Source organism: Xanthomonas sp. NCPPB 4037, from assembly GCF_041475695.2.
Lineage (GTDB): Bacteria > Pseudomonadota > Gammaproteobacteria > Xanthomonadales > Xanthomonadaceae > Xanthomonas > Xanthomonas campestris.
The window spans coordinates 2,297,033-2,320,099 of record NZ_CM191261.1 but is presented as its reverse complement, the minus strand read 5'-3'; the positions used below and the strand labels follow the sequence as shown (position 1 = coordinate 2,320,099).

At 67.4% G+C, this 23,067-nt stretch carries 18 protein-coding genes; all 18 read left to right on the top strand.

Annotated features, from left to right (window positions below; genetic code table 11):
* Positions 1-762: 762 nt before the first annotated feature.
* The 18 genes from fliE to flhB all read left to right on the top strand — a co-directional run bounded on the left by fliE (position 763) and on the right by flhB (position 23,058).
* The gene (gene fliE, locus ACCQ01_RS10315; RefSeq protein ID WP_014507679.1) at positions 763-1,134 is read left to right on the top strand and encodes a flagellar hook-basal body complex protein FliE; all 372 of its coding nucleotides are present in this window, start codon (positions 763-765) and stop codon (positions 1,132-1,134) included.
* Between the two features lie 13 nt (positions 1,135-1,147).
* On the top strand, positions 1,148-2,875 hold the full coding sequence (gene fliF / locus ACCQ01_RS10310; RefSeq protein ID WP_057672507.1) for a flagellar basal-body MS-ring/collar protein FliF: 1,728 nt from the start codon (positions 1,148-1,150) through the stop codon (positions 2,873-2,875).
* 10 nt (positions 2,876-2,885) lie between these two features.
* Positions 2,886-3,875 carry a flagellar motor switch protein FliG gene (gene fliG, locus ACCQ01_RS10305; protein ID WP_011037091.1) on the top strand — a complete coding sequence of 330 codons (990 nt, stop codon included), beginning with the start codon at positions 2,886-2,888 and terminating at the stop codon, positions 3,873-3,875.
* The gene (locus ACCQ01_RS10300; protein ID WP_011037090.1) at positions 3,872-4,492 is read left to right on the top strand and encodes a FliH/SctL family protein; all 621 of its coding nucleotides are present in this window, start codon (positions 3,872-3,874) and stop codon (positions 4,490-4,492) included. Before fliG ends, ACCQ01_RS10300 begins: the two co-directional genes overlap by 4 nt.
* Positions 4,489-5,865, top strand: a complete 1,377-nt coding sequence (gene fliI / locus ACCQ01_RS10295) for a flagellar protein export ATPase FliI (RefSeq protein WP_012438339.1) — start codon at positions 4,489-4,491, stop codon at positions 5,863-5,865. Before ACCQ01_RS10300 ends, fliI begins: the two co-directional genes overlap by 4 nt.
* Positions 5,866-5,868: 3 nt before the next feature.
* Positions 5,869-6,324, top strand: coding sequence for a flagellar export protein FliJ (fliJ, locus tag ACCQ01_RS10290; RefSeq protein WP_011037088.1), 456 nt, complete (start codon positions 5,869-5,871; stop codon positions 6,322-6,324).
* The gene (locus ACCQ01_RS10285; protein ID WP_228432917.1) at positions 6,321-7,601 is read left to right on the top strand and encodes a flagellar hook-length control protein FliK; all 1,281 of its coding nucleotides are present in this window, start codon (positions 6,321-6,323) and stop codon (positions 7,599-7,601) included. The genes fliJ and ACCQ01_RS10285 overlap by 4 nt, the downstream gene beginning before the upstream one ends.
* Before the next feature lie 165 nt (positions 7,602-7,766).
* The gene (locus tag ACCQ01_RS10280; RefSeq protein ID WP_016945280.1) at positions 7,767-8,309 is read left to right on the top strand and encodes a flagellar basal body-associated FliL family protein; all 543 of its coding nucleotides are present in this window, start codon (positions 7,767-7,769) and stop codon (positions 8,307-8,309) included.
* A 12-nt stretch (positions 8,310-8,321) separates the two neighbouring features.
* A complete protein-coding gene (gene fliM, locus ACCQ01_RS10275) occupies positions 8,322-9,335 on the top strand; it encodes a flagellar motor switch protein FliM (protein WP_011037085.1) in 1,014 nt (337 codons plus the stop codon).
* Entirely contained in the window at positions 9,332-9,670 is a 339-nt protein-coding gene (fliN, locus tag ACCQ01_RS10270; protein ID WP_014507674.1) for a flagellar motor switch protein FliN, read from the top strand. Before fliM ends, fliN begins: the two co-directional genes overlap by 4 nt.
* A complete protein-coding gene (gene fliO, locus ACCQ01_RS10265) occupies positions 9,667-10,074 on the top strand; it encodes a flagellar biosynthetic protein FliO (protein ID WP_103700696.1) in 408 nt (135 codons plus the stop codon). Before fliN ends, fliO begins: the two co-directional genes overlap by 4 nt.
* Before the next feature lies 1 nt (position 10,075).
* Positions 10,076-10,918, top strand: coding sequence for a flagellar type III secretion system pore protein FliP (gene fliP, locus ACCQ01_RS10260; protein WP_011037082.1), 843 nt, complete (start codon positions 10,076-10,078; stop codon positions 10,916-10,918).
* Between the two features lie 1,157 nt (positions 10,919-12,075).
* Complete coding sequence (locus tag ACCQ01_RS10255; protein WP_011037081.1) at positions 12,076-12,345, top strand: flagellar biosynthetic protein FliQ; 270 nt, start codon at positions 12,076-12,078, stop codon at positions 12,343-12,345.
* A 12-nt stretch (positions 12,346-12,357) separates the two neighbouring features.
* On the top strand, positions 12,358-13,149 hold the full coding sequence (gene fliR, locus ACCQ01_RS10250; protein ID WP_011037080.1) for a flagellar biosynthetic protein FliR: 792 nt from the start codon (positions 12,358-12,360) through the stop codon (positions 13,147-13,149).
* A 104-nt stretch (positions 13,150-13,253) separates the two neighbouring features.
* On the top strand, positions 13,254-16,244 hold the full coding sequence (locus tag ACCQ01_RS10245) for a ligand-binding sensor domain-containing diguanylate cyclase (RefSeq protein WP_228432916.1): 2,991 nt from the start codon (positions 13,254-13,256) through the stop codon (positions 16,242-16,244).
* 130 nt (positions 16,245-16,374) lie between these two features.
* Complete coding sequence (locus tag ACCQ01_RS10240; protein ID WP_228432915.1) at positions 16,375-19,302, top strand: ligand-binding sensor domain-containing diguanylate cyclase; 2,928 nt, start codon at positions 16,375-16,377, stop codon at positions 19,300-19,302.
* A gap of 87 nt (positions 19,303-19,389) precedes the next feature.
* Positions 19,390-21,480 (top strand): putative bifunctional diguanylate cyclase/phosphodiesterase, encoded by a 2,091-nt coding sequence (locus tag ACCQ01_RS10235; protein WP_228432914.1) that lies wholly within the window; start codon positions 19,390-19,392, stop codon positions 21,478-21,480.
* Between the two features lie 447 nt (positions 21,481-21,927).
* Complete coding sequence (flhB, locus tag ACCQ01_RS10230; protein WP_012438331.1) at positions 21,928-23,058, top strand: flagellar biosynthesis protein FlhB; 1,131 nt, start codon at positions 21,928-21,930, stop codon at positions 23,056-23,058.
* Positions 23,059-23,067 lie beyond the last annotated feature (9 nt).

Genomic DNA, 23,067 nt, shown 5'->3' with positions numbered 1-23,067 from the left:
AGCTCACGGTCGCAGAGATATCGAGTCGTGGCGTCGTTTAGCTACAGTCAAGTGAGTAGATCAAAAGCCTGACTGGTCGAGCGCGCGGTGCCCTCGCCGCTCGCGGGACACGCCGTGAACCCGTCCCTGGGGGGCGGTGGCGGCATCCATGCCGCCACACGGTCCCGCAAGCGGCGAGGACACCGCACCAGCAAGTTGGTCGGTGGTCGAGTGAAACGCCACTAGTCGCGAGGCTTACCCTGCAAGGCTAGGAAGTCTTGCGTCGTTTACTGAAGTCCGACTGTTGCTGGGCATGCGCTTGAAAGCTGATCGGACGCAAGGTGAGCCGAACAACGCACGCCATGCCCTGCTTGCAACCACACAACGACCATCTCGGCTGGTCCTTGCCCGCTCACTGTCGCGGGACCTTACGCGGCATGGATGCCGCGTAAGAGCCTACAAGGACGTACTTGCGGCGTGTCCCGCGATGGTGTGCGGGCAAGGACCCTGCAGCAAACTCGCAGATCAGCCGCTCTTCGCTAGACAGGCCCGCGTCTTGCTAGACAAACCGGCTGAACAAACGCGCGCCCTGTCGACAAGCCCCGGCTAAAGAAGCACCCGACTCAACAGTAGGTGCCCGCCTCGCTAGCGCAGAGAAAGTTGCGCCCGCGGATCACACTCAGCCCAGCTACGGACACCCTCCCCGCCCCCGCGCCAGAAACCCGCCGCGGTTTCGGCACGCCGCTTGCATTGGTGTGGATGCCTCCCTGGCTGACCGCACCCATGAGCGACTCCGTTACCTCGATTCTTTCGCAGATCCGCAGCTACCAGACACAGATGGGCCAAGGCCCGATGGGTCAGGTGGCCGACGCTGCGCGCGGAAATCAGATCCAGGGACTGGCTGGCGCGCAAGGCACGCCGGCCACGCAGGCACCGAGCTTCAGCGAGACCTTGCGCGGCGCCATCGGCGGCGTGAACGAGGCCCAGCAGAAGTCCGGCGCGCTGGCCAAGGCGTTCGAAATGGGTGACCCCAGTGCCGATCTGGCACGGGTGATGGTCGCCTCCCAGCAGTCCCAGGTGGCCTTCCGCGCCACCGTGGAAGTCCGCAACCGTCTCGTCCAGGCTTATCAGGACGTCATGAACATGCCGCTGTAAAGGTTGACGACACATGGCCCTCGCGATCACCAAAGATTCCATGAACCAGAACGCCGAAAAGGCGGGACAGTGGTTCGACCGCATCCGCAGCATGCAGATCACCCGCAAGCTGACCATGATGGCGATGATCGCCCTGGCGGTGGCTGCCGGTCTGGCGGTGTTCTTCTGGTCGCAGAAGCCCGGCTACCAGGCGCTGTATACCGGCCTGGACGATAAAGGCAACGCCGAAGCGGCCGACCTGCTGCGTACCGCGCAGATCCCGTTCAAGATCGACCAGTCCACCGGCGCCATCTCCGTGCCGCAGGACCGCCTGTACGACGCGCGCCTGAAGCTGGCCGGCTCCGGCCTGACCGGCCAGCAGACCGGCGGTGGCTTCGAGCTGATGGAAAAGGACCCGGGCTTTGGCGTCAGCCAGTTCGTGGAAAACGCCCGCTATCAGCACGCGCTGGAAACCGAACTCTCGCGCACCATCGGTACCTTGCGCCCGGTGCGCGAGGCCCGCGTGCATCTGGCCATTCCCAAGCCCAGCGCCTTCACCCGCCAGCGCGACGTGGCCAGCGCCTCGGTGGTGCTGGAGCTGCGCGGCGGCCAGGGCCTGGAGCGTAACCAGGTCGATGCCATCGTCAATCTGGTGGCGTCCAGCATCCCGGACATGACGCCCGAGCGCGTCACCGTGGTCGACCAGAGCGGCCGCATGCTCTCCATTGCCGACCCCAACAGCGACGCCGCCCAGCACGCCGCCCAGTTCGAGCAGGTGCGCCGCCAGGAAAGCTCCTATAACCAGCGCATCCGCGAGCTGCTGGAGCCGATGACCGGCGCCGGCCGGGTCAACCCGGAAGTCAGCGTGGACATGGATTTTTCGGTGGTCGAAGAAGCTCGCGAGCTCTACAACGGCGAGCCGGCCAAGCTGCGCAGTGAGCAGGTCAGCGACAGCAGCACCAGCGCCACCGGCCCGCAGGGTCCTCCGGGCGCCACCAGCAACAGCCCCGGCCAGCCGCCTGCCCCGGCCGCCAATGCCACCGCCGGTGCACCGGGCGCTCCGGCCGCTGGCCAGGCCGCCGCCCCGGCCGCGCCGACCGAAAGTTCCAAGAGCGCCACCCGTAACTACGAATTGGACCGAACCTTGCAACACACCCGTCAGCCGGCGGGCCGCATCAAGCGGGTGTCGGTGGCGGTGCTGCTGGACAACGTCCCGCGCCCGGGTGCCAAAGGCAAGATCGTCGAGCAACCGCTGACTGCGGCCGAGCTCACCCGTATCGAAGGCCTGGTCAAGCAGGCGGTGGGATTCGACGCGGCACGTGGCGACACGGTGTCGGTGATGAATGCCCCGTTCGTGCGTGAAGCGGTGGCGGGCGAGGAAGGTCCGAAGTGGTGGGAAGACCCACGCGTGCAGAACGGTCTGCGCCTGCTGGTCGGTGCGGTGGTGGTGCTGGCGCTGCTGTTCGGCGTGGTGCGCCCCACCCTGCGTCAATTGACCGGCACCGCTGCGGTCAAGGAAAAGCACAAGAAAGGCGGCAACGACGGCACCCCGCAAAGCGCCGACGTGCGGATGGTCGATGAAGACGACGACCTGATGCCCCGCCTGGAAGAAGACACCGCGCAGATCGGCCAGGACAAGAAGCTCCCGATCGCCCTGCCGGATGCCTACGAAGAACGGGTGCGCCTGGCCCGTGAAGCCGTCAAAGCCGATTCAAAACGTGTTGCACAAGTCGTGAAGGGATGGGTCGCCAGTGAAGCCTGATACACAATCGATGTCCGGTGTGCAGCGTGCCGCGGTGCTGTTGCTGTCGCTTGGGGAAACCGACGCGGCCGAAGTGCTCAAGCACATGGACCCCAAGGAAGTGCAGAAGATCGGCATCGCCATGGCCACCATGAGCGGGATCTCGCGCGACCAGGTCGAAAAGGTGATGGACGACTTCAACGGCGAACTGGCCGGCAAGACCTCGCTGGGCGTGGGCGCCGACGACTACATCCGCAACGTGCTGATCCAGGCGCTGGGCGCCGACAAGGCCGGCGGCCTGATCGACCGCATCCTGCTGGGCCGCAACACCACCGGCCTGGACACCCTGAAGTGGATGGACCCGCGCGCGGTCGCCGACCTGGTGCGTAACGAACACCCGCAGATCATCGCCATCGTCATGGCACACCTGGACAGCGACCAGGCCGCCGAAGCATTGAAGCTGCTGCCCGAGCGCACCCGCGCCGACGTGCTGCTGCGCATCGCCACCCTGGACGGCATCCCGCCCAATGCGCTGAGCGAGCTCAACGACATCATGGAGCGTCAGTTTGCCGGCAACCAGAACCTGAAGTCGTCCAACGTGGGCGGCATCAAGGTGGCTGCCAACATCCTCAACTTCCTGGACACCGGCCCCGAACAGGGCGTGCTGGGCGAGATCGGCAAGATCGACGCCGACCTGGCCAGCAAGATCCAGGACCTGATGTTCGTGTTCGACAACCTGGTGGACCTGGACGACCGCGGCCTGCAGACGCTGCTGCGAGAAGTCTCCGGCGAGCGCCTGGGCTTGGCCCTGCGCGGCGCCGACGTCAAGGTGCGCGAAAAGATCACCCGCAACATGTCCCAGCGCGCCGCCGAGATCCTGCTCGAAGACATGGAAGCCCGCGGCCCGGTACGCCTGGCCGACGTGGAAGCGGCGCAGAAGGAAATCCTCACCATCGTCCGCCGCCTGGCTGACGAAGGTGCGATCAGCCTCGGCGGCGCCGGTGCGGAGGCGATGGTATGAACGACGTGGTCACCCGCTGGCTCGCCCCCGACCTGCACATGGCGCCGGCACTGCCGGAAGCCGAGTTCGACGAACCGGCCGTGTACGAGCCGGTGCTGCGCCCGCCGACCCTGGAAGAGATCCAGGCCATCGAGGACGCCGCCCAGCAGGAAGGCTTCGCCCGCGGCCATGCCGAAGGCTTTGCCCAGGGCCAGTCGGAAGTGCGCCGCCTGACCGCGCAGATCGACGGCATCCTGGACAACTTCACCCGCCCGCTGGCACGTCTGGAAAACGAAGTGGTCGGCGCGCTCGGCGAGCTGGCCGTGCGCATTGCCGGCTCGCTGGTCGGGCGCGCCTACCAGGCCGAGCCGCAGCTGCTGGCCGACCTGGTGCAGGAAGCCATCGATGCGGTTGGCAGCGCCGGCCGTGAGGTCGAGGTGCGCCTGCATCCGGACGACATCACCGCCCTGCTGCCGCACCTGGCCACCAGCAGCACCACCCGGGTGGCCCCGGACCTGACCCTGAGCCGCGGCGACCTCCGCGTGCATGCCGAAAGCGTCCGCGTGGACGGCACCCTGGACGCGCGCCTGCGGGCCGCATTGGAAACCGTCATGCGTAAATCCGGAGCAGGCCTGTGAGCGCCTTGTTGGGAGCCACCCCGGCCGATTGGCTGGATGCACGCAATCTGCGCCTGGCCACCCGTCTGGGCGGGCTGGGCCTGGACCCGGCCGCCGGCCGCACCCTGATCCGCGAAGGCATCCTGCGCCGCGCGGTGGGCCTGACCCTGGAAGCCACCGGCTGCGAGGCGCCGATGGGCGCCACCTGCAAGGTGGAAGTCGATGGCGGCTGGGTCGACGCCGAAGTGGTCGGTTTTTCCGGCGAACGCACCTATCTGATGCCCAGCGCCGAACTGCACGGCCTGCTGCCCAACGCCCGCGTGGTGCCCTCGCGGCGCCGCGGCGGCGTGGAAGTGGGCGAAGGCCTGCTCGGCCGCGTCATCGACAGCGACGGCACCCCGCTGGACGGCAAGGGCCCGATCCGCGCCGAAGGCAGCGTGGGCATGGCCGGCGTGTCGATCAACCCGCTGGCGCGCGAACCCATCACCACTTCACTGGATGTGGGCGTGCGCGCCATCAACGCGATGCTGCCGATCGGCCGCGGCCAGCGCGTGGGGCTGTTCGCCGGCTCCGGCGTCGGTAAATCGACGCTGCTCGGCATGATGACCCGCTTCACCTCCGCCGACGTCATCGTGGTGGGGCTGATCGGCGAACGTGGTCGCGAAGTGCGCGACTTCGTCGAAACCACCCTGGGCGAGGAAGGCCTGCGCCGTGCCGTGGTCGTGGCCGCCCCGGCCGACCGCCCGCCGCTGGCCCGCCTGCACGGCGCCTACCGCGCCACCGCGATTGCCGAATGGTTCCGCGACCAGGGCCTGAATGTGCTGCTGCTGATGGATTCGCTGACCCGTTTTGCGCAGGCCCAGCGCGAGATCGGCCTGTCGGTCGGCGAGCCGCCCACCACCCGCGGCTACCCGCCGTCGGTGTTCGCCAAATTGCCGGCGCTGGTGGAACGTGCCGGCAACGGCGCCAAGGGCCGCGGCTCGATCACCGCCTTCTACACCGTGCTGACCGAAGGCGACGACCCGCAGGACCCGATCGCCGACGCCGCGCGCGCCATTCTCGACGGCCACATCCTGCTCTCGCGCCGGGTTGCCGACAGCGGCCTGTACCCGGCCATCGACCTGGAATCCTCGGTCAGCCGCGTGGTGCAGGACATCGCCGACGACACCTGGCGCCTGCGCATCCGCAAGCTCAAGCGCCTGCTGTCTGCCTACACCGCCAACCGCGACCTGATCGCCATCGGCGCCTACCAGCGCGGCAGCGACCCGGCCACCGACGAAGCGCTGGCGCGCTGGCCGGAAATCGTCGACTTCCTTGGCCAGGACGTGCACAAGGCGTCCGACCTGACCGACAGCCTGTCCGCGCTGCAGCGGCTGGTGGAACCAGAGAACTAACCGATGATGCAGTCCAAACGAATCGACCCGCTGCTGCGGCGTGCGCAGGAACAGGAAGACAAGGTGGCCCGCGACCTGGCCGAGCGTCAGCGCGCCCTGGACACGCATCAGTCGCGTCTGGAAGAACTGCGCCGCTACGCCGAGGAATACGCCAGCAGCCAGATGTCGGGCACCAGCGCGGTGGCGCTGAGCAACCGCCGCGCCTTCCTGGACCGGCTCGACAGCGCCGTGCTGCAGCAGGCCCAGACCGTGGAAAGCAACCGCGCCAAGGTGGAAGCCGAGCGCACCCGCCTGCTGCTGGCCAGCCGCGAAAAACAGGTACTGGAGCAATTGGCTGCCAGCTACCGCGCACAGGAGAACAAGGTGATCGAACGCCGCGACCAACGTGAGATGGATGACCTGGGCGCACGCCGCGTACGCCTGGCCCGCAGCGAAGACGCCACCGGAGAATCCGCATGAACCCCCTGTCCGCGTTTGCGGCCGGCCTTGGCGCACTCGCCAGCACCGGCAAGAAATCCAGCTACAGCGATCCCTCCTCCGAGCAGGACCCGGGGCAGGACCAGTTCGCGCGCATGCTCAACCCGGCCAACACGCCCAACCAGGCCCCGCCGCAGGCGCCCGAGCGCGTGCCGGCCAAGCAGGCCGCGCCCAAGCCGCCCGCCGACAAGCAGCGCAGCGACGACGACAACAACGAGGATGCGCCGGGCGATGCCACCGCGCGCCCGCGTGCGCAGGACGGCGATGGAAAATCTGCCCAATCCGCCAAGCAGTCCACCAAGGAGCCGGCGGCCAAGGACACCAGCGCAGCCACTGACACGGCCAAGGCCAAGCCGGCCGGCGCCGACGGCAAAGAAGAACCCACGGACGCGACTGCCACCCCCGAGGCCGCCTGGCCGCCGGCAGGCCTGGGCGGGTTCGGCATGAGCCTGCTGGCGGCAGCGGTACCGGGCGGCGATGCCCTGGCTGCAGCGGCCGCAGCGCTGGCGGCCAGCATGAGCGCTGCCACCACGGCGACCACCGCCACGCCCACCCTGCCCACCGATGCAGCCGCACCGGCCACCACCGCCACGGCCGCCAGCGCCCTGCCCTCGTTGGGCGCGCTGGCACCGGCGGCGGCCACCGCCAAACCCGCCGCAGCCACGGCGCTCAGCGGCGAGCCGCAGGCCGCCGCGCTGATGAGCCTGGCCACCGCCGCACTGGACAGCTCGGCCGACGACCTCAAGACCGATGCACCGGACGCGCCGGCCTTCGTGCTGCCGACCACCACCGCCTCTGCCCTGAACCGCCTGCAGGACGCCCCGGCCGTGTTCAGTGCCTCGCCCACCCCGACCCCGGAAATGGGCAGCGACACCTTCGACGATGCCATCGGCGCCCGGCTCAGCTGGCTGGCCGACCAGAAGATCGGCCACGCCCACATCAAGGTCACCCCGAACGAGATGGGCCCGGTCGAGGTGCGCCTGCATCTGGAAGGCGACAAGGTCAATGCCAGCTTCACCGCCGCCAACGCCGATGTACGCCAGGCGCTGGAGCAGAGCCTGCCGCGCCTGCGCGACATGCTCGGCCAGCAGGGCTTCCAGCTGGGCCAGGCCGATGTGAGCCAGCAACAGCAGAACCCATCCGGCAATCGCAACGGTGCCGGCACCGATGGCAACGGCCTGAGCCTGGAAGACAGCCCGCCCGTCGGAATTCCGTCGGTGGTGCTGCGCCAGCGTGGATTGCTGGACGCTTACGCCTGATTCCCACGGGCCCATGGGCCCGATCGCGTCGTGCACCGCGGGCACGCCCCCGCCCGCGGTGCCCTCCATACCCCCGCAGCGTAAGGGCTGCGGGGGTTTTGGTGCATCCGGAAGACGGGCGCCAGGAAACCGGCGCGGTTTTGGCACGCCGATTGCATCCACTGGGTGAGCATTCCCCTGGAGCACACCGTGGCAGCCGCGAAGAAACCCGAAAAGACCGAAGAGAAAGACGAGAAGAAGAAGGGCGGCAAGAAGCCCATCCTGCTGATCGCCATCGGTGTCGTTGTGCTGGCGGCTGCCGGCGGCGGCGCCTGGTTCTTCCTCGGCCACAAGGGCGAAGAGAAAGACGGCAAGCACGCCGCGCCCAAGGTTGCCGAAGTGCCCAAGCCGGCGCAGTACTTCCCGATGGACCCGGCGATCGTGGTCAACCTGGCCGACCCCGGCGACGGCCCGCAGTACTTGCAGGTCGAAGTGCAGCTGGTCACTCGCGACCCGGAAGAACTCAAGCTCATCACCGAAAACGCCCCGGCCATCCGCGCGCATCTGCTGATGCTGCTGTCGCAGGTCAAGGCCGCCGATGTGGCCGACCTGCCCGGCAAGCAGAAGCTGCAGAAATCCGCGCTGGCCGAAGCGCAGAAGGTCATGACCAGCGAGACCGGCAAGAAGTGCGTCGAAGAACTGCTGTTCACCAGTTTCGTTACCCAGTAAGGCACCGTCCCCATGAGCGTCAGTGATCTGCTTTCCCAGGACGAAATCGATGCCCTGCTGCATGGCGTGGATTCGGGCGCGGTCAACACCGAGCCGGAGCCCTTACCGGGCGAAGCGCGCCAGTACGACCTGTCCAGCCAGGACCGCATCATCCGTGGCCGCATGCCGACCCTGGAGATGGTCAACGAGCGCTTCGCGCGGCTGTGGCGCATCGGCCTGTTCAACCTGATCCGGCGCTCGGCGGACCTGTCGGTGCGCGGCATCGACCTGGTCAAGTTCAACGAGTACATGCACTCGCTGTACGTGCCCACCAACCTCAACCTGATCCGCTTCAAGCCGCTGCGCGGCACCGGGCTGATCGTGTTCGAACCCACCCTGGTGTTCACCGTGGTGGACAACTTCTTCGGCGGCGACGGCCGCTTCCACACCCGCATCGAAGGCCGCGAATTCACCGCCACCGAGATGCGCGTGATCCAGCTGATGCTCAAGCAGACCTTCGCCGATCTGAAGGAAGCCTGGGCGCCGGTGATGGATGTGGACTTCGAGTACATCAACTCGGAGATCAACCCGCACTTCGCCAACATCGTCACCCCACGCGAATACGTGGTGGTGTGCCGCTTCCACGTGGAGCTGGAAGGCGGCGGCGGCGAGATCCACATCACCCTGCCGTATTCGATGCTGGAGCCGATCCGCGAACTGCTCGACGCCGGCATCCAGAGCGACCGCAACGACCGCGACGATTCGTGGAACGTGATGCTGCGCGAGCAGCTGGACACCGCCGAGGTCACCCTCTCCAGCGTGCTGGCCAGCAAGCGCATGAGCCTGCGCCAGCTCACCGGCCTGAAGATCGGCGACATCCTGCCGATCGATCTGCCCGCCCAGGTGCCGCTGTGCGTGGAAGAAATCCCCTTGTTTACGGGTGAATTCGGCGTTTCCAACGGCAACAACGCCGTCAAGATCACCGCCGTGCGCCCGCCCGGCGTGCAAGCCCCACGCGCCGTTCCCTCCCAGGACTCCAGCAAATGATCAACTCCGACATCCTCGACGCCGCGCCTGCCACCTTCGAAAGCCTGCACGCCGAGCACGACCAGAACGCCACCGACCTCAACCTGGACGTCATCCTGGACGTGCCGGTCACCCTGTCGCTGGAAGTCGGCCGTGCGCGCATTCCAATCCGCAATTTGCTGCAGCTCAACCAGGGCTCGGTGGTGGAACTGGAACGTGGTGCCGGCGAGCCGCTGGACGTGTACGTCAACGGCACCTTGATCGCGCATGGCGAAGTGGTGGTGATCAACGACCGCTTTGGCATCCGCCTGACCGACGTGGTCAGCCCCAGCGAACGGATCCGGAGGCTGCGGTGATCGGCCTGCTGGCCATTGCCGCGCCCGCCGCGACCAAAGCCACCCAGGTCGGTGCGCAGGCGCCCTCATCACCCGGCCTGTTTGGCGCGGTCTTTGCATTGCTGTTGGTGCTCGCGCTGATCGTCGGCCTGGGCTGGTTGCTCAAGCGCATGCCCGGCAGCGGATTCCGCAGCACCGAGGGCTTGCGGGTGGTCACCAGCCTGGCGGTGGGTGCCAAGGAACGCGTGGTGGTGGTGGAGGTCAACGGCCAGCAATTGCTGCTGGGCGTGACCGCCGGCGGCATCAGCACCTTGCACACCCTGGCCGAACCACTGCCACCCACGCCTGCACCCACCCTGCCCAATTTCAAGCAACTTCCCAATTTCGCCCAGCTGCTCGCACAGAAGCTGCGCAAGGACCCGTGACATGTTCAGTCGTTGGAATCGCTGGGGGCGCAGTGTGCGCCTGGTGTTGATCCTGCTGGTGATGAGCTGCCCGCTGCTGGCCAGCGCCACGCCCGCGGCCCTGCCGGCCATGGCCCAGGCCGCCGCGCCTGCCGCCGCACCGGCGGCGCCGGCCACCGGCAATCAGATCCCCACCTTGCCCAACGTCAGCGTTGGCCGCATCGGCGACCAACCGGTGAGCCTGCCGCTGCAGACACTGCTGCTGATGACGGCGATCACGCTGCTGCCGTCGATGCTGCTGGTGCTCACCGCCTTCACCCGCATCACCATCGTGCTGGGCCTGCTGCGCCAGGCGCTGGGCACCGGCCAGACCCCCTCCAACCAGGTCCTGCTGGGCCTGGCGATGTTCCTGACCGCGTTGGTGATGATGCCGGTGTGGCAAAAGATGTGGGGTGCCGGCCTGCAGCCGTACCTCAACAACCAGATCGATTTCTCCACCGCCTGGACGCTGACCACCCAGCCGCTGCGCGCCTTCATGCTGGCGCAGATCCGCGAGACCGACCTGATGACCTTCGCGGGCATGGCCGGCGACGGCAAGTACGCCGGCCCGGACGCGGTGCCGTTCCCGGTGCTGGTGGCGTCGTTTGTGACCAGCGAGCTGAAGACGGCATTCGAGATCGGGTTTCTGATCTTCATTCCGTTCGTGATCATCGATCTGGTGGTCGCCAGCGTGTTGATGTCGATGGGCATGATGATGCTGTCGCCGATGTTGATCTCGGCACCGTTCAAGATCTTGTTGTTCATCCTGGTGGATGGGTGGGTGTTGGTGGTGGGCACGCTGGCGGCGAGCTTTAACGCGTCGTAGGTGTGGGCGCGCGTTGCGCGCGGTAGCACTGCGCTAGTTGACTGAGTTTTCCGCAGGTCAAAGCTGTATTGCTCAACCATCGGCTCCGCTTGCCGCTTGCCGTTTGTTGCTTGTGCTTGTTGCTTCGCCTTCGCTTTGGCTTTGGCTTTGGCTTTCAGCTTCTCCGGGGCCCCATACCGCAGCGGCAGGCCATTCGGGGCAAACCCCGCAGGGGCGGCGCGCATGGATGCGCGACGTTTTTCAAAGGGACAGGGACGTCCCTTTGAAAAATTCCCGGATGGCCTGCGGACCTGGAGCGCGTAGCGCGGAAGGCGCGAGGACGGGGTGTGCTTTCTTTTGGTTACTTTTCTTTGCACAAGCAAAGAAAAGTGACTCGCGCCCGTAGGGCGTGAAAGCTGTCGATTTATTGGCCTGCAGCAAGCAAAGAACTTCAAGGCAAGTGCAGAGCTTTCGGCCCCCTGCGGGGGTCGAGTTACTTGATCAGCCTTCGGCTGCTGTAAAGCGCTTCTTTGCTTGTGCAAAGAAAGTAACCAAAGAAACACACCCCCGTCCTCGCGCCCCTGCGCGCTGCGCGCTCCGGGTACGCAAGCCAGGCAGAAATTTTTGTAAGGGACATCCATGTCCCTTACAAAAACGTCGCGCATCCATGCGCGCCGCCCTGCGGGTTGTATCTACCTAGCTTGCCGCTGCGGTATGGGGGACCCCGAAGCAGAACAGCAAAAGCAAGGCAACAACAAAGCTAAGCAACGGCCGAGAACAGCTAGCAACAGCAAAGCCAAGTCGGAAGGCGGAAACAACAGCGAAGGCCCAGCGACTGCGAGGTGGGGGCACGGCCACCTTCAAGACCGTGGAGGGCGCACTACGTATCACCGGCCAGCTGAGCGGGCTCAAGCCCAACAGCGAGTATGGCGTCCACAGCGGCAGCGGAGGATTCGTCGCCTCGTTGCTCTGTGCAGAACCGCAATCAGTCCCAACCGGGCGCTTCAGCACCGTGACCAGAACGGATCGCCACTCCCTGTCGACAGACTCAACAACCACCTGCTCGGTGCACCGCAATGCGCGCCCGCAACGGGCACTTCAGCCCCCTGCTTCAAACGAATCCCCAATCCCGTCTCCCCAATCCCCTCCTTTGGCACCGCACTTGCATCAGCACTCCCATGAGCCCTGAAATCGCCCTGACCGAATTGCGTGGTGGCCTGGTCACCGTCTTGTGGATTGCCGGACCGATGCTGCTGGCGGTGCTGGTCGTTGGTGTCGTGATTGGTGTGGTGCAGGCTGCCACCCAGTTGAACGAACCCACCATCGGCTTTGTCGCCAAGGCCGTTGCCTTGACCGCAACCTTGTTTGCCACTGGCAGCATGCTGCTGGGACATCTGGTGGAGTTCACCATCGAGTTGTTCCACCGCATTCCGCATCTGATCGGGTAGCGGGACGCGCTGATGGATGCCGCTACCCAGATGGTGATCGATGGCCAGCGCGCGTTTGCGATGGTCGGGGCGATCATGTGGACGATGTTGCGCACCGGTGCGCTGCTGACTGCGATGCCGTTGATCGGGACGCGGGCGGTGCCGGGGCGGGTGCGGGTCATGCTGACCGGGACCCTGGCGATGGCGCTGGCGCCGATCCTGCCGCCGGTGCCGGAGTGGGACGGGTTCAATGCCACCGCGGTGCTGAGCATTGCGCGCGAGTTGGCGGTGGGGGCCAGCATGGGTTTCATGCTGCGGCTGATCTTCGAGGCCGGTGCGCTGGCCGGCGAGCTGGTGTCGCAGGCCACCGGTCTGTCGTTCGCGCAGATGTCCGACCCGCTGCGCGGGGTGACCTCCGGTGTGATCGCGCAGTGGTTCTACATCGGCTTCGGGCTGCTGTTCTTCGCGGCCAATGGGCACCTGGCGGTGATCGCGTTACTGGTGGACAGCTACAAGGCCTTGCCGATCGGGACCGCGGTGCCGGATGCGGCCGCGTTTGCCGAAGTGGCCCCCACCTTGCTCCTGCAAGTGCTGCGCGGCGGGCTGACCCTGGCCTTGCCGATGATGGTGGCGATGCTGGCGGTGAACCTGGCCTTTGGTGCACTTGCCAAGGCCGCGCCCGCATTGAATCCAATGCAGCTGGGCTTGCCGCTGACGGTGTTGCTGGGGCTGTTCCTGCTGTCCAGTTTCGCCAGCGAATTCGCACCGCCAGTGCAACGGCTGTTCGACAGCGCGTTCGATGCGGCGCGCGCACTGACAGGATAGCGTGACCGGCCTCAAGCTTTAGGTGCTATGGCCGACAATGCTGGTGGACGATTGATGGCGGCAATCGCCAGTGTTTACTGCCCTTCCTCCGTCGACGGGAAACGATGCCCACGCTGCCTGCCCTGCTCGCCCTGCTGCTCCCGTGCCGCGGTTCGCTGCGGGCTCGGCCGTGGCTGCGGGCGGTCTGCATGCTGGTGGTTGCCCTGCTGGGCACCGCAGGTGCAGCGCATGCGCAGACCTTCAGCTTTCGCGAATACGACCAGGCCGATGGCCTGCAGGGAATGTCGGTCAACGGCATCCTCGAAGACCGCAACGGCGCGGTCTGGGTGGCCACTGAAACCGCGCTGCACCGCTTCGAGCGCGATCGCTTCGTCCCGGTCGGTGCCGAACAAGGGCTCGATGCCCGCTATACCCGTGCACTGACCCTGGACCGGGCCGGGCGGCTGTGGGTGGCCACCGCCAACGGCGTGTTCGTCCGCATCGGCGAGCGCTTCGAGCAGGTGCACTACAACGGCAAGCGGATCCGTGCCGATGCCGGCAACGTGATCGCCGCCTACCGCAACGGCGTGGCGGTGGTGAGCGACAACACGCTGCTGGCGCTGACCCCTGCCGCGGTCACCGGTTGGCAGGTGCAGCCGCTGCCGCTGCGCGCCGCCGATGGCACGGTGCTGCCGCCGCGCCGCGCCTTGCTGGCCGATGGCAACGATTTGTGGGTGGCCTGCGCGGCAACTGTCTGCAGGCTGGATGCGCACGGCACGCTGGTGGAGGTGCTCTCGGACGAGGAAGGCGTGCCGGCCAAGCGCTGGCGGGTGATCTTTCGCGACCGTGCCGGCCGGCTGTGGTTGCGTGGCGGTGGCCTGATCATCTCGCGCGGGCCAGGCGAGGCGCGTTTCCGTTCGCATCCGTCCACCGCGCACGCCACCTTCAACACGCTGTCGGGCGCCACCACCATGGTGGAAGACCCGCAAGGCCGGCTGCTGACACGTGCCGACCATGGTCTGGTGCGCTGGCAGGACGGTCACTGGACGGCCATCGGTGCCGACCAGGGCCTGCACCTGGATGCGATGGTGGGCCCGCTGCTGCAGCAATCCACCGGCACCTTGTGGATCGGCACGCGCGGCATGGGGATCCAGCGCTGGCTCGGCTACGGCAGCATCGAACACCTGACCGAAGCACAGGGCATGGCCGCCGCGCCCACCTGGGCCATCCAGCGGCTCCACGACGGCACCCTGGCGGTGGGAGCGGACGGCGGCGGCAGCCTGCTGCCGGCACAGGCGCAGCGCGCGCAGCCCTGGCTGCAACACGACGGCCAGCCGTTGCCGCAGGCGCTGGCCATTGCGGTGGCGCCCGATGGCGCGGGCTGGGTGTCGTTCTTTTCCGGCGCCATTGCGCGCCGCGACTCGATCACCGGGCAAACGCGCCGGGTGATGGACCTGCCGAGCCCGGTCTACAAACTGGTCTTCGACCGCAGCGGCACGCTGTGGATGGCCACGCCGCGCGGCATCTACCACGGCAGCAGCCAGGCACCCTACCCGCTGGCACCCGATGTCGCGTTGGCCGGCACCTTTATCGGCGATCTCGATCTCGACGCGCAGGGCCGGCTGTGGGCGGCCACCGCCGATGGCCTATATCGCCAAGATGGCGCGCGCTGGGTGCAGGTGCCGGTGCGTGGCGATCTGCCCAGCCAGGACATGTTCCAGCTCGACTTCGCCGCCGATGGCGGCCTCTGGGTGTCGCTGCGCGAGGTCGGCCTGTGGCACGGGCGTGTGCAGCCCGACGGCAGCGTGGCACTGCAGGCAGTGACCGACCCGCTGGTGTCCAAGGTCATGCCTTTCATCCTGCGTCACGACCGCAAGGGCCGGCTGTGGGTGGGCAGCAGCCAGGGGCTGGATCTGTATCAGCACGGCCACTGGTCGCGGATCACCCGCGCCGAGGGGCTGCTGTGGGACGACATGTCGGCCAATGCGTTTTTCGAAGACACCGACGGCAGCATCTGGATCGGCAGCAGCCGCGGCCTGAGCCATCTGCGCCAGCCCGAGCGCCTGTTTGCCGCACCGCCATTGCGGGTGGAGATCGCCCAGGTACAGCGCGGCGAGCGCAGCCTGCGCGCGGATGCATCGGTGGGCTGGTCGGAGACGCCGCTGGAGATCGACCTGCGCACCCCCGGTGTGGAAGGCGGGCCGGAGCGCATCAGCTTCCGCTACCGGGTGGAAGGCCGCCAGGCCCGCTGGACCACCACCTCGCTCAGCCACATCACCTACCCCTTGCTGCCACCGGGCAACTACACGCTGGAAGTGCAGGCGCTGGACGCCTACCAACGCAGCGTCAGCCCCATTGCGCAGTTCGCCTTCGCACTGCGACCGCCGTGGTGGCGCAGCGCGCTGGCCATCGTGGCATACGTGCTGGCCGGCATCGGCGGCGTGATCGCGCTGCTGCGTTGGCGCACGCGCAAGTTGCTGGCGCGCAAGCAGGAGCTGGAACATCTCATCGCCGAACGCACCGCCGAGCTCGAGCAGGACAAGCGCGACCTGGAAGCCGCGCGCGCGGCATTGACGCACAAGGCCACGCATGACGAATTGACCGGCCTGCTCAACCGCGCCGGCGTTCTGGAAGCGCTCCGCGGCATGCTCGACAGCGCGCCGCTGCGCGAGCAACCGCTGGCGGTGGTGCTGATCGACCTGGACCACTTCAAGCAGGTCAACGACCAGCACGGGCATCTGGCCGGCGATGCGGTGCTGGCGGGCGTCGGCAAGCGTTTGAATGCGCTGGTGCGTGGCAACGACCGGATCGGCCGCTATGGCGGCGAAGAATTGCTGGCGCTGCTGCCCGGCCTTGGCGCTGATGCAACCCATCGTCTCGACGCGCTGCACGCCGGCATCTGCGGCGATTACCCCACCGGCGAGGTCGTGCTGCCGATCACCTGTTCGATCGGCGTGGCCTGGCGGCACCCCGGCGACAGCGTCGAACACCTGCTCGCACGCGCCGACGCAGCGCTGTATCTGGCCAAGCGCAACGGACGCAACCGCATCGCATACGACGCTGCGCCGCAGCTGCACGCCAGTGACGCAGCACGCAACGCCGACAACACCGGTTAAAGAAAGCCGTCACTGCAGCCGTTAGCGTGGTAACGCGGCTTGCATGACCGGCCGTCCATGGCACCCGTGAGGTACGGCGCATGATGCACCGGCCTTGACGCCTGCCGCTGCGTGGGAGAGCGCGACGCCCGTGGGGTTCGAGAACCGCCAGTGCACTTCGCCAAGCCGGCGTCCGTCGAAAGGCGTGGCGCTGCTGTTGGTGATGCTGTGGCTGGCGTTTGCCGAACTGGCCGGTGCGCAGACCGCCACCATCCGTCGCTACGCACACGATCAAGGCCTGCTCGGGCTGGCTGGCACCTGCTTGCTGCAGACCCGCAACACATTGCTGTGGGTGTGCACGGAAACCGGGCTGTATCGCTTCAATGGCCGCAATTTTCAGCAGTCGCCACTGGATGGCCTGCGCAACGAACCCATTTCGTCGATGAGCGAAGCGCCCGACGGGCGCTTGTGGGTAGCAGGTTTCCAGAGCCTGTTCGTCGGCGACGAACACGGCTTTCGCAAGCTCGACACCACTGAAGTCAACCACCTGCAAGACGGCGTGTTGCTGGCCAGCCTGCCGTGGGGCACCGTGCTGGCCAATAACGGGACCCTGCTGCGCCTGTTGCCACGTGCACGCGAACGCTGGCATAGCGAACCGCTGCTGGACACCGCCACCCGGGTGCGCGTGCCGGACCTGTCCAAGGTGCTGAGCCTGTCGGTGGATGGCGACACCTTGTGGGCCGGCTGCGGGCGCCAGCTGTGTGCGATCGATGCGCAGCGCAAGGTGCAGGTCTACGGCCCGCAGCAAGGCGTGCCGGACGATCGCTGGTACAGCGTGTTGCGTGACCGCGCAGGTGGGCTGTGGGCCCGCGGCGTGGGCACGATCGTGTACCGCGCACCGGGCGCGCACAACTTCACGGTTCGGCCACTGCCGGTGCTCGATGGCCGCGCCGTCGGCCAGCCAGCGCCACTGGTGCTGGACCGCAGCGGCCGCGTACTGGTGCGCAGTCACGCCGGGCTGGTGCGCTGGGAGTCTGACCACTGGCGCAGTTTCGATGCCGGCAACGGGCTGCCGCAGGGCAGCAGCCACGCGGTGGTGGTCGACGCCGAAGGCGACGTGTGGATGAGCGTCGATGGCGAAGGCCTGGTGCGCTGGGCCGGCTACGAATGGATCGAAAACTGGGACGCCTCGCAGGGCATGCCACTGACACCCACCTGGTCGATCACCCGCGACGCGCACGGCGCATTGCTGGTCGGCAACGAACACGGCATTGGCCGCCAGGCCGTGCCGCATGGCCGCTTTGCGCCGGCGCTGCCGGGTTCGGGCATCCAGGTGGTGAGCATGGTGCGCTCTGCCGACGGCAGTGTGTGGACCCTCAATTCCGCCGGCGCGGTGCGGCGCGACTGGCCGGATGGGCGCAGCGCCCAGGTCGGCAAGCTGCCGCGCACCGGGCGTCGCCTGCTGCTCGACCGCCAGGGGCGGCTCTGGGCGCTGAGCGTGGCCGGGCTGTTCGTCATCGACACGGCCTTGGAGGGCGGCCCCCTGCACCGGGTGGCCGACTTGCCGGCGATCGCCTATACCGATGTCCAGCAAAGCGGCGACGGCAGTGTGTGGGTGTCCAGCGCCAATGGCCTGTTCCGCCTGCAGGGAGCGCACTGGCGCAAGATTCCGATCCGCGTCAACGGCGGGCCGGGCGAGCCCTGGGTGAGCAAATTCCACGTCACCGACAGCGGCGAAGTCTGGCTGGCGTTCTATCGCCCCGGCGTGTGGCATGGCGTGTTGCAGCCCTCCGGGCTGGACCTGCAGGCGGTCAGCGACGAGGCCCTGGGCGAAGCGGGCGTATACCTGCTGCGCGAGGACAGCGCCGGGCGGATCTGGGTGGGCCACGCCAGCGGCGTGGAGGTCTACGACGGCCAGCGCTGGTCGCATCTGTCGCAGTCGCAAGGCCTGCTCTGGGACGATGTCTCCGAAGCCGCATTCCTGGAAGAGCCCGATGGGTCGGTGTGGATCGGCACCGCGCGTGGTGTCAGCCATGTGCGCACGCCGGCGCGGCTGTTCGACCAGCGGCAGCCCAGCGTGCGTATCGACAGCGTCACCCGCGGCGGTGTGCCGGTGCAGCGCGGCCAGTTGCTGGCCTGGAACGACAAGCCACTGCATCTGGCGTTGTCCAGCCTGCAGGTCTACGACGACCCCAGCCGTCTGAGCGTGCGTTATCGCCTGCTCGGCCTGCACGACGAATGGATCCAGACCAACGACCTGGCCATCGACCAGCCGCCACTGCCCTCGGGCCATTTCCGCCTGCAGGTGCAGGTGCTCGACCGCTACCGGCGCACCGCCTCGCCCATCATCGACTGGCCGTTTGCGGTGGCACCGCTGTGGTGGCGCAGCCCGCCGGCCATCGCGCTCTACGTGCTGATCGGTGCTGGCGTGCTGGCCGGCCTGTGGCGCTGGCGTCACCGCCATCTGGTAGCGCGCGAACGCATGCTGGCCGAGCTGGTGGCCGAACGGACCTACCAACTCGAGCGCGAGAAGCGCGAGCTGGAAACCGCACGCGCCGCGCTGGCCTTGAAGGCCAGCCATGACGCGCTGACCGGCCTGCTCAACCGCTCCGGCGTGCTGGAGGCACTGGCCGAAGAACTGCAGCAGTGCGCCAGCACCGGCCACCCGTTGGCGGTGGTGCTGATCGATCTGGACCACTTCAAGCTGGTCAACGACGAACACGGGCACCTGGTGGGCGACGCCGTGCTGGCGCAAGTCGGGGCGCGGCTGACCAACTGCCTGCGCGACTCCGACAAGGTGGGCCGTTACGGCGGCGAAGAACTGCTGCTGTTGCTGCCGGGCATGACCCAACAGAGCCAGCACCGCCTGCGCGCCATCCATGAGGCGATCGGCGCCACGCCGTACGAGGTCGGTATTGCGCGGCCGTTGCGGGTTACCTGCTCGGTCGGCGTGGCCTGGTTTCGTAGCGGCGACAGCACCCCGACCCTGCTGGCCCGTGCCGACGAGGCGCTGTATCGCGCGAAGGGCCAGGGGCGCAACCGGATCGAACCGGAAACCCCGGCCTGCTCGGTTGCATGAATCCCGCCGCCGCACCCACTCAAGAAGCGGCGCGGCGGGTCGTTAGCTCACAGGGCAAGCGCTGGTGTCGGCGCGGGATGTGGACGGGTGCTCGGTACTTACAATCTTTCGCTGGTGCTGCTGTCGCTGGCGGTGGCCGTGCTGGCCTCGTATACCGCGCTGCACCTGGCCGCGCGCATGACCGCCAGCCGTGGCGGCATTGCGGCCGCGTGGCTGGTGGGCGGCGCCATTGCGATGGGGTTCGGCATCTGGTCGATGCACTTCGTCGGCATGCTGGCATTCCAGCTGCCGATTCCGCTGGGCTACGACCTGGCGTTGACCGCGTACTCGATGTTGGTGGCGATCCTGGCCTCGGCGTTGGCGCTGTGGCTGACCTCGCGCGCCGACCTGCCCTGGCGCCGCTTGAGCCTGGGCGCGCTGCTGATGGGCCTGGGCATCGCGCTGATGCACTACATGGACATGGCCGCGATGCGCATGGATCCGGAGATCACCTATGACCCGCTGCTGTTCGCGGTCTCGGTGGCGATCGCCATCGGTGCCTCGGCTGCAGCGTTGTGGATCGCCTTCCAGCTGCGCCACGACGGCCGCCGCTACAGCCTGCGCGTGGTCGCCGCCATGATCATGGGCGTGGCCATCGTGGGCATGCACTACACCGGCATGGCTGCCGCGCAATTTGCGCCCGGCAGCATGTGCGGCGCGGCCGGGATCGGCGCGCAGCTGCCGCTGTCGTGGCTGGCCTCGGTGGTGGCGGCGGTCACCTTGGGCTTGCTGGGGCTGGCGCTGGTGATCTCGGTGCTGTCGCGTCGCTTCCAGCAACGCACCGACGTGCTGGCGCAATCGCTGGCACAGGCCAACCAAGAACTGGTGCTGGCCGCCCTGCACGACCCGCTGACCCGCCTGCCCAACCGCGTGCTGCTGCATGAGCACGTGCTGCAAAGCATCGAGCGCGGCCAGCGCGACGGGCAGCGCTTTGCGGTGATGCTGATCGACCTGGACGGCTTCAAGGCGGTCAACGACGGCTACGGGCATCAGCTCGGCGACCAGCTGCTGATCGCCGTGGCACAGCGGCTGGGCGCGCATCGGCGCGCACACGGCAGCCTGGCCCGGCTGGGCGCGGACGAATTCGTGCTAGTGGCCGACATCGCCGACCCGGAAGATGCCGCCGCCATCGCCGGGCATCTGGTGCAGGCGCTGGCGTTGCCGTTTTTGGTGGGCGAGCACGAGCTGCGCCTCAGCAGCAGCGTGGGCATTGCGCTGTATCCGGAAGATGCCGGCAGCGAGCACCAGCTGATGACCCACGCCGATGCCGCGATGGGCCACGCCAAGCAGGCCGGCCGCAACCGCTACAGCTTCTTTGATCGTTCGATGACCGGCACCACTCGCGAGCGCCTGCAGTTGCTGCAGGACCTGCCGCGCGCGCTGGAGCTGGGCCAGTTCGCCCTGCACTACCAGCCCAAATACTGCGCTGAAGACGGCCGCCCCCTGGGCGCGGAGGCATTGATCCGCTGGCTGCATCCCGAACGCGGCATGGTGCCGCCGGACAGCTTCATCCCCTTGGCCGAGCGCAGCGGCATGATCGGCCCGCTCGGCCAATGGGTGCTGGAAGAAGCCTGCCGGCAGATGCGCGCCTGGCGCGATGCCGGGCACGGCGACTGGCGCGTGGCGGTGAATCTCTCCGCCACCCAGCTGGCCTCGCCCAGCCTGCCGGCGGAAGTGGCCGCCACCCTGGCCGCGCACGCCATCGCGCCCGGCCAGCTGACCCTGGAGATCACCGAAACCATGGCCATGCGCGACGCCGACGCCTGTCTGCGCACGCTGGGCCAGCTCACCGACCTGGGCGTACGGATCGCCATCGACGACTTCGGCACCGGCTATTCCAACCTGCTCTACCTGCGCAAGCTGCCCGCCCACGAGCTCAAGATCGACCGCAGCTTCGTGCAGGCCATGGACAGCGGCCCGGAAGACATCGCCATCGTCGCCGCCGTGGTGGCCCTGGCCCACACCATGCGCCTGCAGGTGGTGGCCGAAGGCGTAGAGACCGCCGCCCAGCGCAACACGCTAGAACGCCTGGGCTGCGACCAACTGCAGGGCTACCTGCTGGGCCGGCCGATGGAACCGGACCGCTTCATCGCCCTGGTCGTCGCCCAGCGCGATGGCGAACGCCGCCGCGCCAGCTGAGCAAACCCCGGCTGGAGGTGAAAGTTACTCAGGCGCCGGCCCGCACCTTGCGTGTACGCAGCCCAACGTCGGCAGCCTGACGCCCCCTCCTTCAGCCCCATGCAGGCCAATCGATCCCGTGGCCCAGCCCAATCGTTCGCGCTCCCAGCATCCAGCTGCCAACACACACCGAATCACCCAACAGCGCACCCACATGGTTGGCATGGCCAGGCGCCCCGATCTCGACCATGCACGCTCCCAGCCATCCGGCGTAAAACGCACCACCGCCGCTTGCCCGGCCAGCGCAACCTGCCAGCCGTCTGCTACCAGGCTTTGCCTATTCCCAAGCCCCGCAATCGCTCAGCGCGCAGCCCCCCGCCCTTGCGATTCCCGAATCCCGATTCCCCATTCCCGTTTTAAGGAACAACCCTTGCATAACACAGGGCCAATCCAGTCAACGGCCCCCCAATGTCCGAGTCCGAAGACGGCGGCGAACGCACCGAACTACCCACCGAAAAACGCCTGCGCGAAGCCCGCGAGCAAGGCAACATCCCGCAATCGCGTGAGTTGTCCACCGCCGCGGTGTTCGGCACCGGCGTGTTCGCGCTGATGCTGATGGCGCGCGGCATCGGCGACGGCGCCAGTGTCTGGATGAAGACCGCGTTGAGCCCCGACCCGAAGATGCGCGAGAACCCGATGGCCTTGTTCGGCCACTTCGGCGATCTGCTGCTGCAACTGCTGTGGGTGATGGTGCCGCTGATCGGCATCTGCCTGGCGGCCGGGCTGGTCGGCCCGCTGCTGATGAGCGGCCTGCACTTTTCCGGCAAGGCGATCATGCCCGACCTCAACAAGCTCAATCCCATGAACGGGATCAAGCGCATGTGGGGCAGCAACAGCCTGGCCGAGCTGGTCAAGTCGATCCTGCGCCTGCTGTTCGTGGGCCTGGCGGCCAGCCTCTGCATCTCCAAGGGCCTGCACGGGCTGCGCTCGCTGGTGAACCAGCCGCTGGAACAGGCCGTGGGCAACGGGCTGGACTTCACCAAGAGCCTGCTGTTCTACACCGCCGGCGCGCTGGTGCTGCTGGCCGCCTTCGACGCGCCGTACCAGAAGTGGAACTGGCTGCGGAAGCTGAAGATGACGCGCGAGGAGATCAAGCGCGAGATGAAGGAAAGCGAAGGCAGCCCGGAAGTGAAGGGCCGTATCCGCCAGATGCAGATGCAGATGTCGCAGCGCCGGATGATGGAAGCGCTGCCCACCGCCGACGTGGTGCTGATGAATCCCACCCACTACGCGGTGGCGCTGAAGTACGAAGGCGGCAAGATGCGCGCCCCGGTCGTGGTGGCCAAAGGCGTGGACGAAATGGCCTTCCGCATCCGCGAAGCCTGCGAGCAGCACCGGGTGGCGATCGTCACTGCGCCGCCTTTGGCACGCGCCTTGTATAGGGAAGCCCAACTCGGCAAGGAAATTCCCGTGAGACTCTATTCGGTGGTGGCACAGGTGTTGTCCTACGTCTACCAGCTACGCGGCTGGAACGGCGGCCCGATGCCGGATCTGCCGCCGCTCGAGGTGGATGAGTTCGGTAAGGGGGCCAGCGCATGAGCGCCCAAC

Bases quoted from the DNA above. Each gene is read 5' to 3' on its own strand.
- fliE (WP_014507679.1), top strand. From the start codon at position 763: ATGAGCGACTCCGTTACCTCGATTCTTTCGCAGATCCGCAGCTACCAG.
- fliF (WP_057672507.1), top strand. From the start codon at position 1,148: ATGGCCCTCGCGATCACCAAAGATTCCATGAACCAGAACGCCGAAAAG.
- fliG (WP_011037091.1), top strand. From the start codon at position 2,886: ATGTCCGGTGTGCAGCGTGCCGCGGTGCTGTTGCTGTCGCTTGGGGAA.
- ACCQ01_RS10300 (WP_011037090.1), top strand. From the start codon at position 3,872: ATGAACGACGTGGTCACCCGCTGGCTCGCCCCCGACCTGCACATGGCG.
- fliJ (WP_011037088.1), top strand. From the start codon at position 5,869: ATGATGCAGTCCAAACGAATCGACCCGCTGCTGCGGCGTGCGCAGGAA.
- ACCQ01_RS10285 (WP_228432917.1), top strand. From the start codon at position 6,321: ATGAACCCCCTGTCCGCGTTTGCGGCCGGCCTTGGCGCACTCGCCAGC.
- fliM (WP_011037085.1), top strand. From the start codon at position 8,322: ATGAGCGTCAGTGATCTGCTTTCCCAGGACGAAATCGATGCCCTGCTG.
- fliN (WP_014507674.1), top strand. From the start codon at position 9,332: ATGATCAACTCCGACATCCTCGACGCCGCGCCTGCCACCTTCGAAAGC.
- fliP (WP_011037082.1), top strand. From the start codon at position 10,076: ATGTTCAGTCGTTGGAATCGCTGGGGGCGCAGTGTGCGCCTGGTGTTG.
- ACCQ01_RS10255 (WP_011037081.1), top strand. From the start codon at position 12,076: ATGAGCCCTGAAATCGCCCTGACCGAATTGCGTGGTGGCCTGGTCACC.
- fliR (WP_011037080.1), top strand. From the start codon at position 12,358: ATGGATGCCGCTACCCAGATGGTGATCGATGGCCAGCGCGCGTTTGCG.
- ACCQ01_RS10245 (WP_228432916.1), top strand. From the start codon at position 13,254: ATGCCCACGCTGCCTGCCCTGCTCGCCCTGCTGCTCCCGTGCCGCGGT.
- flhB (WP_012438331.1), top strand. From the start codon at position 21,928: ATGTCCGAGTCCGAAGACGGCGGCGAACGCACCGAACTACCCACCGAA.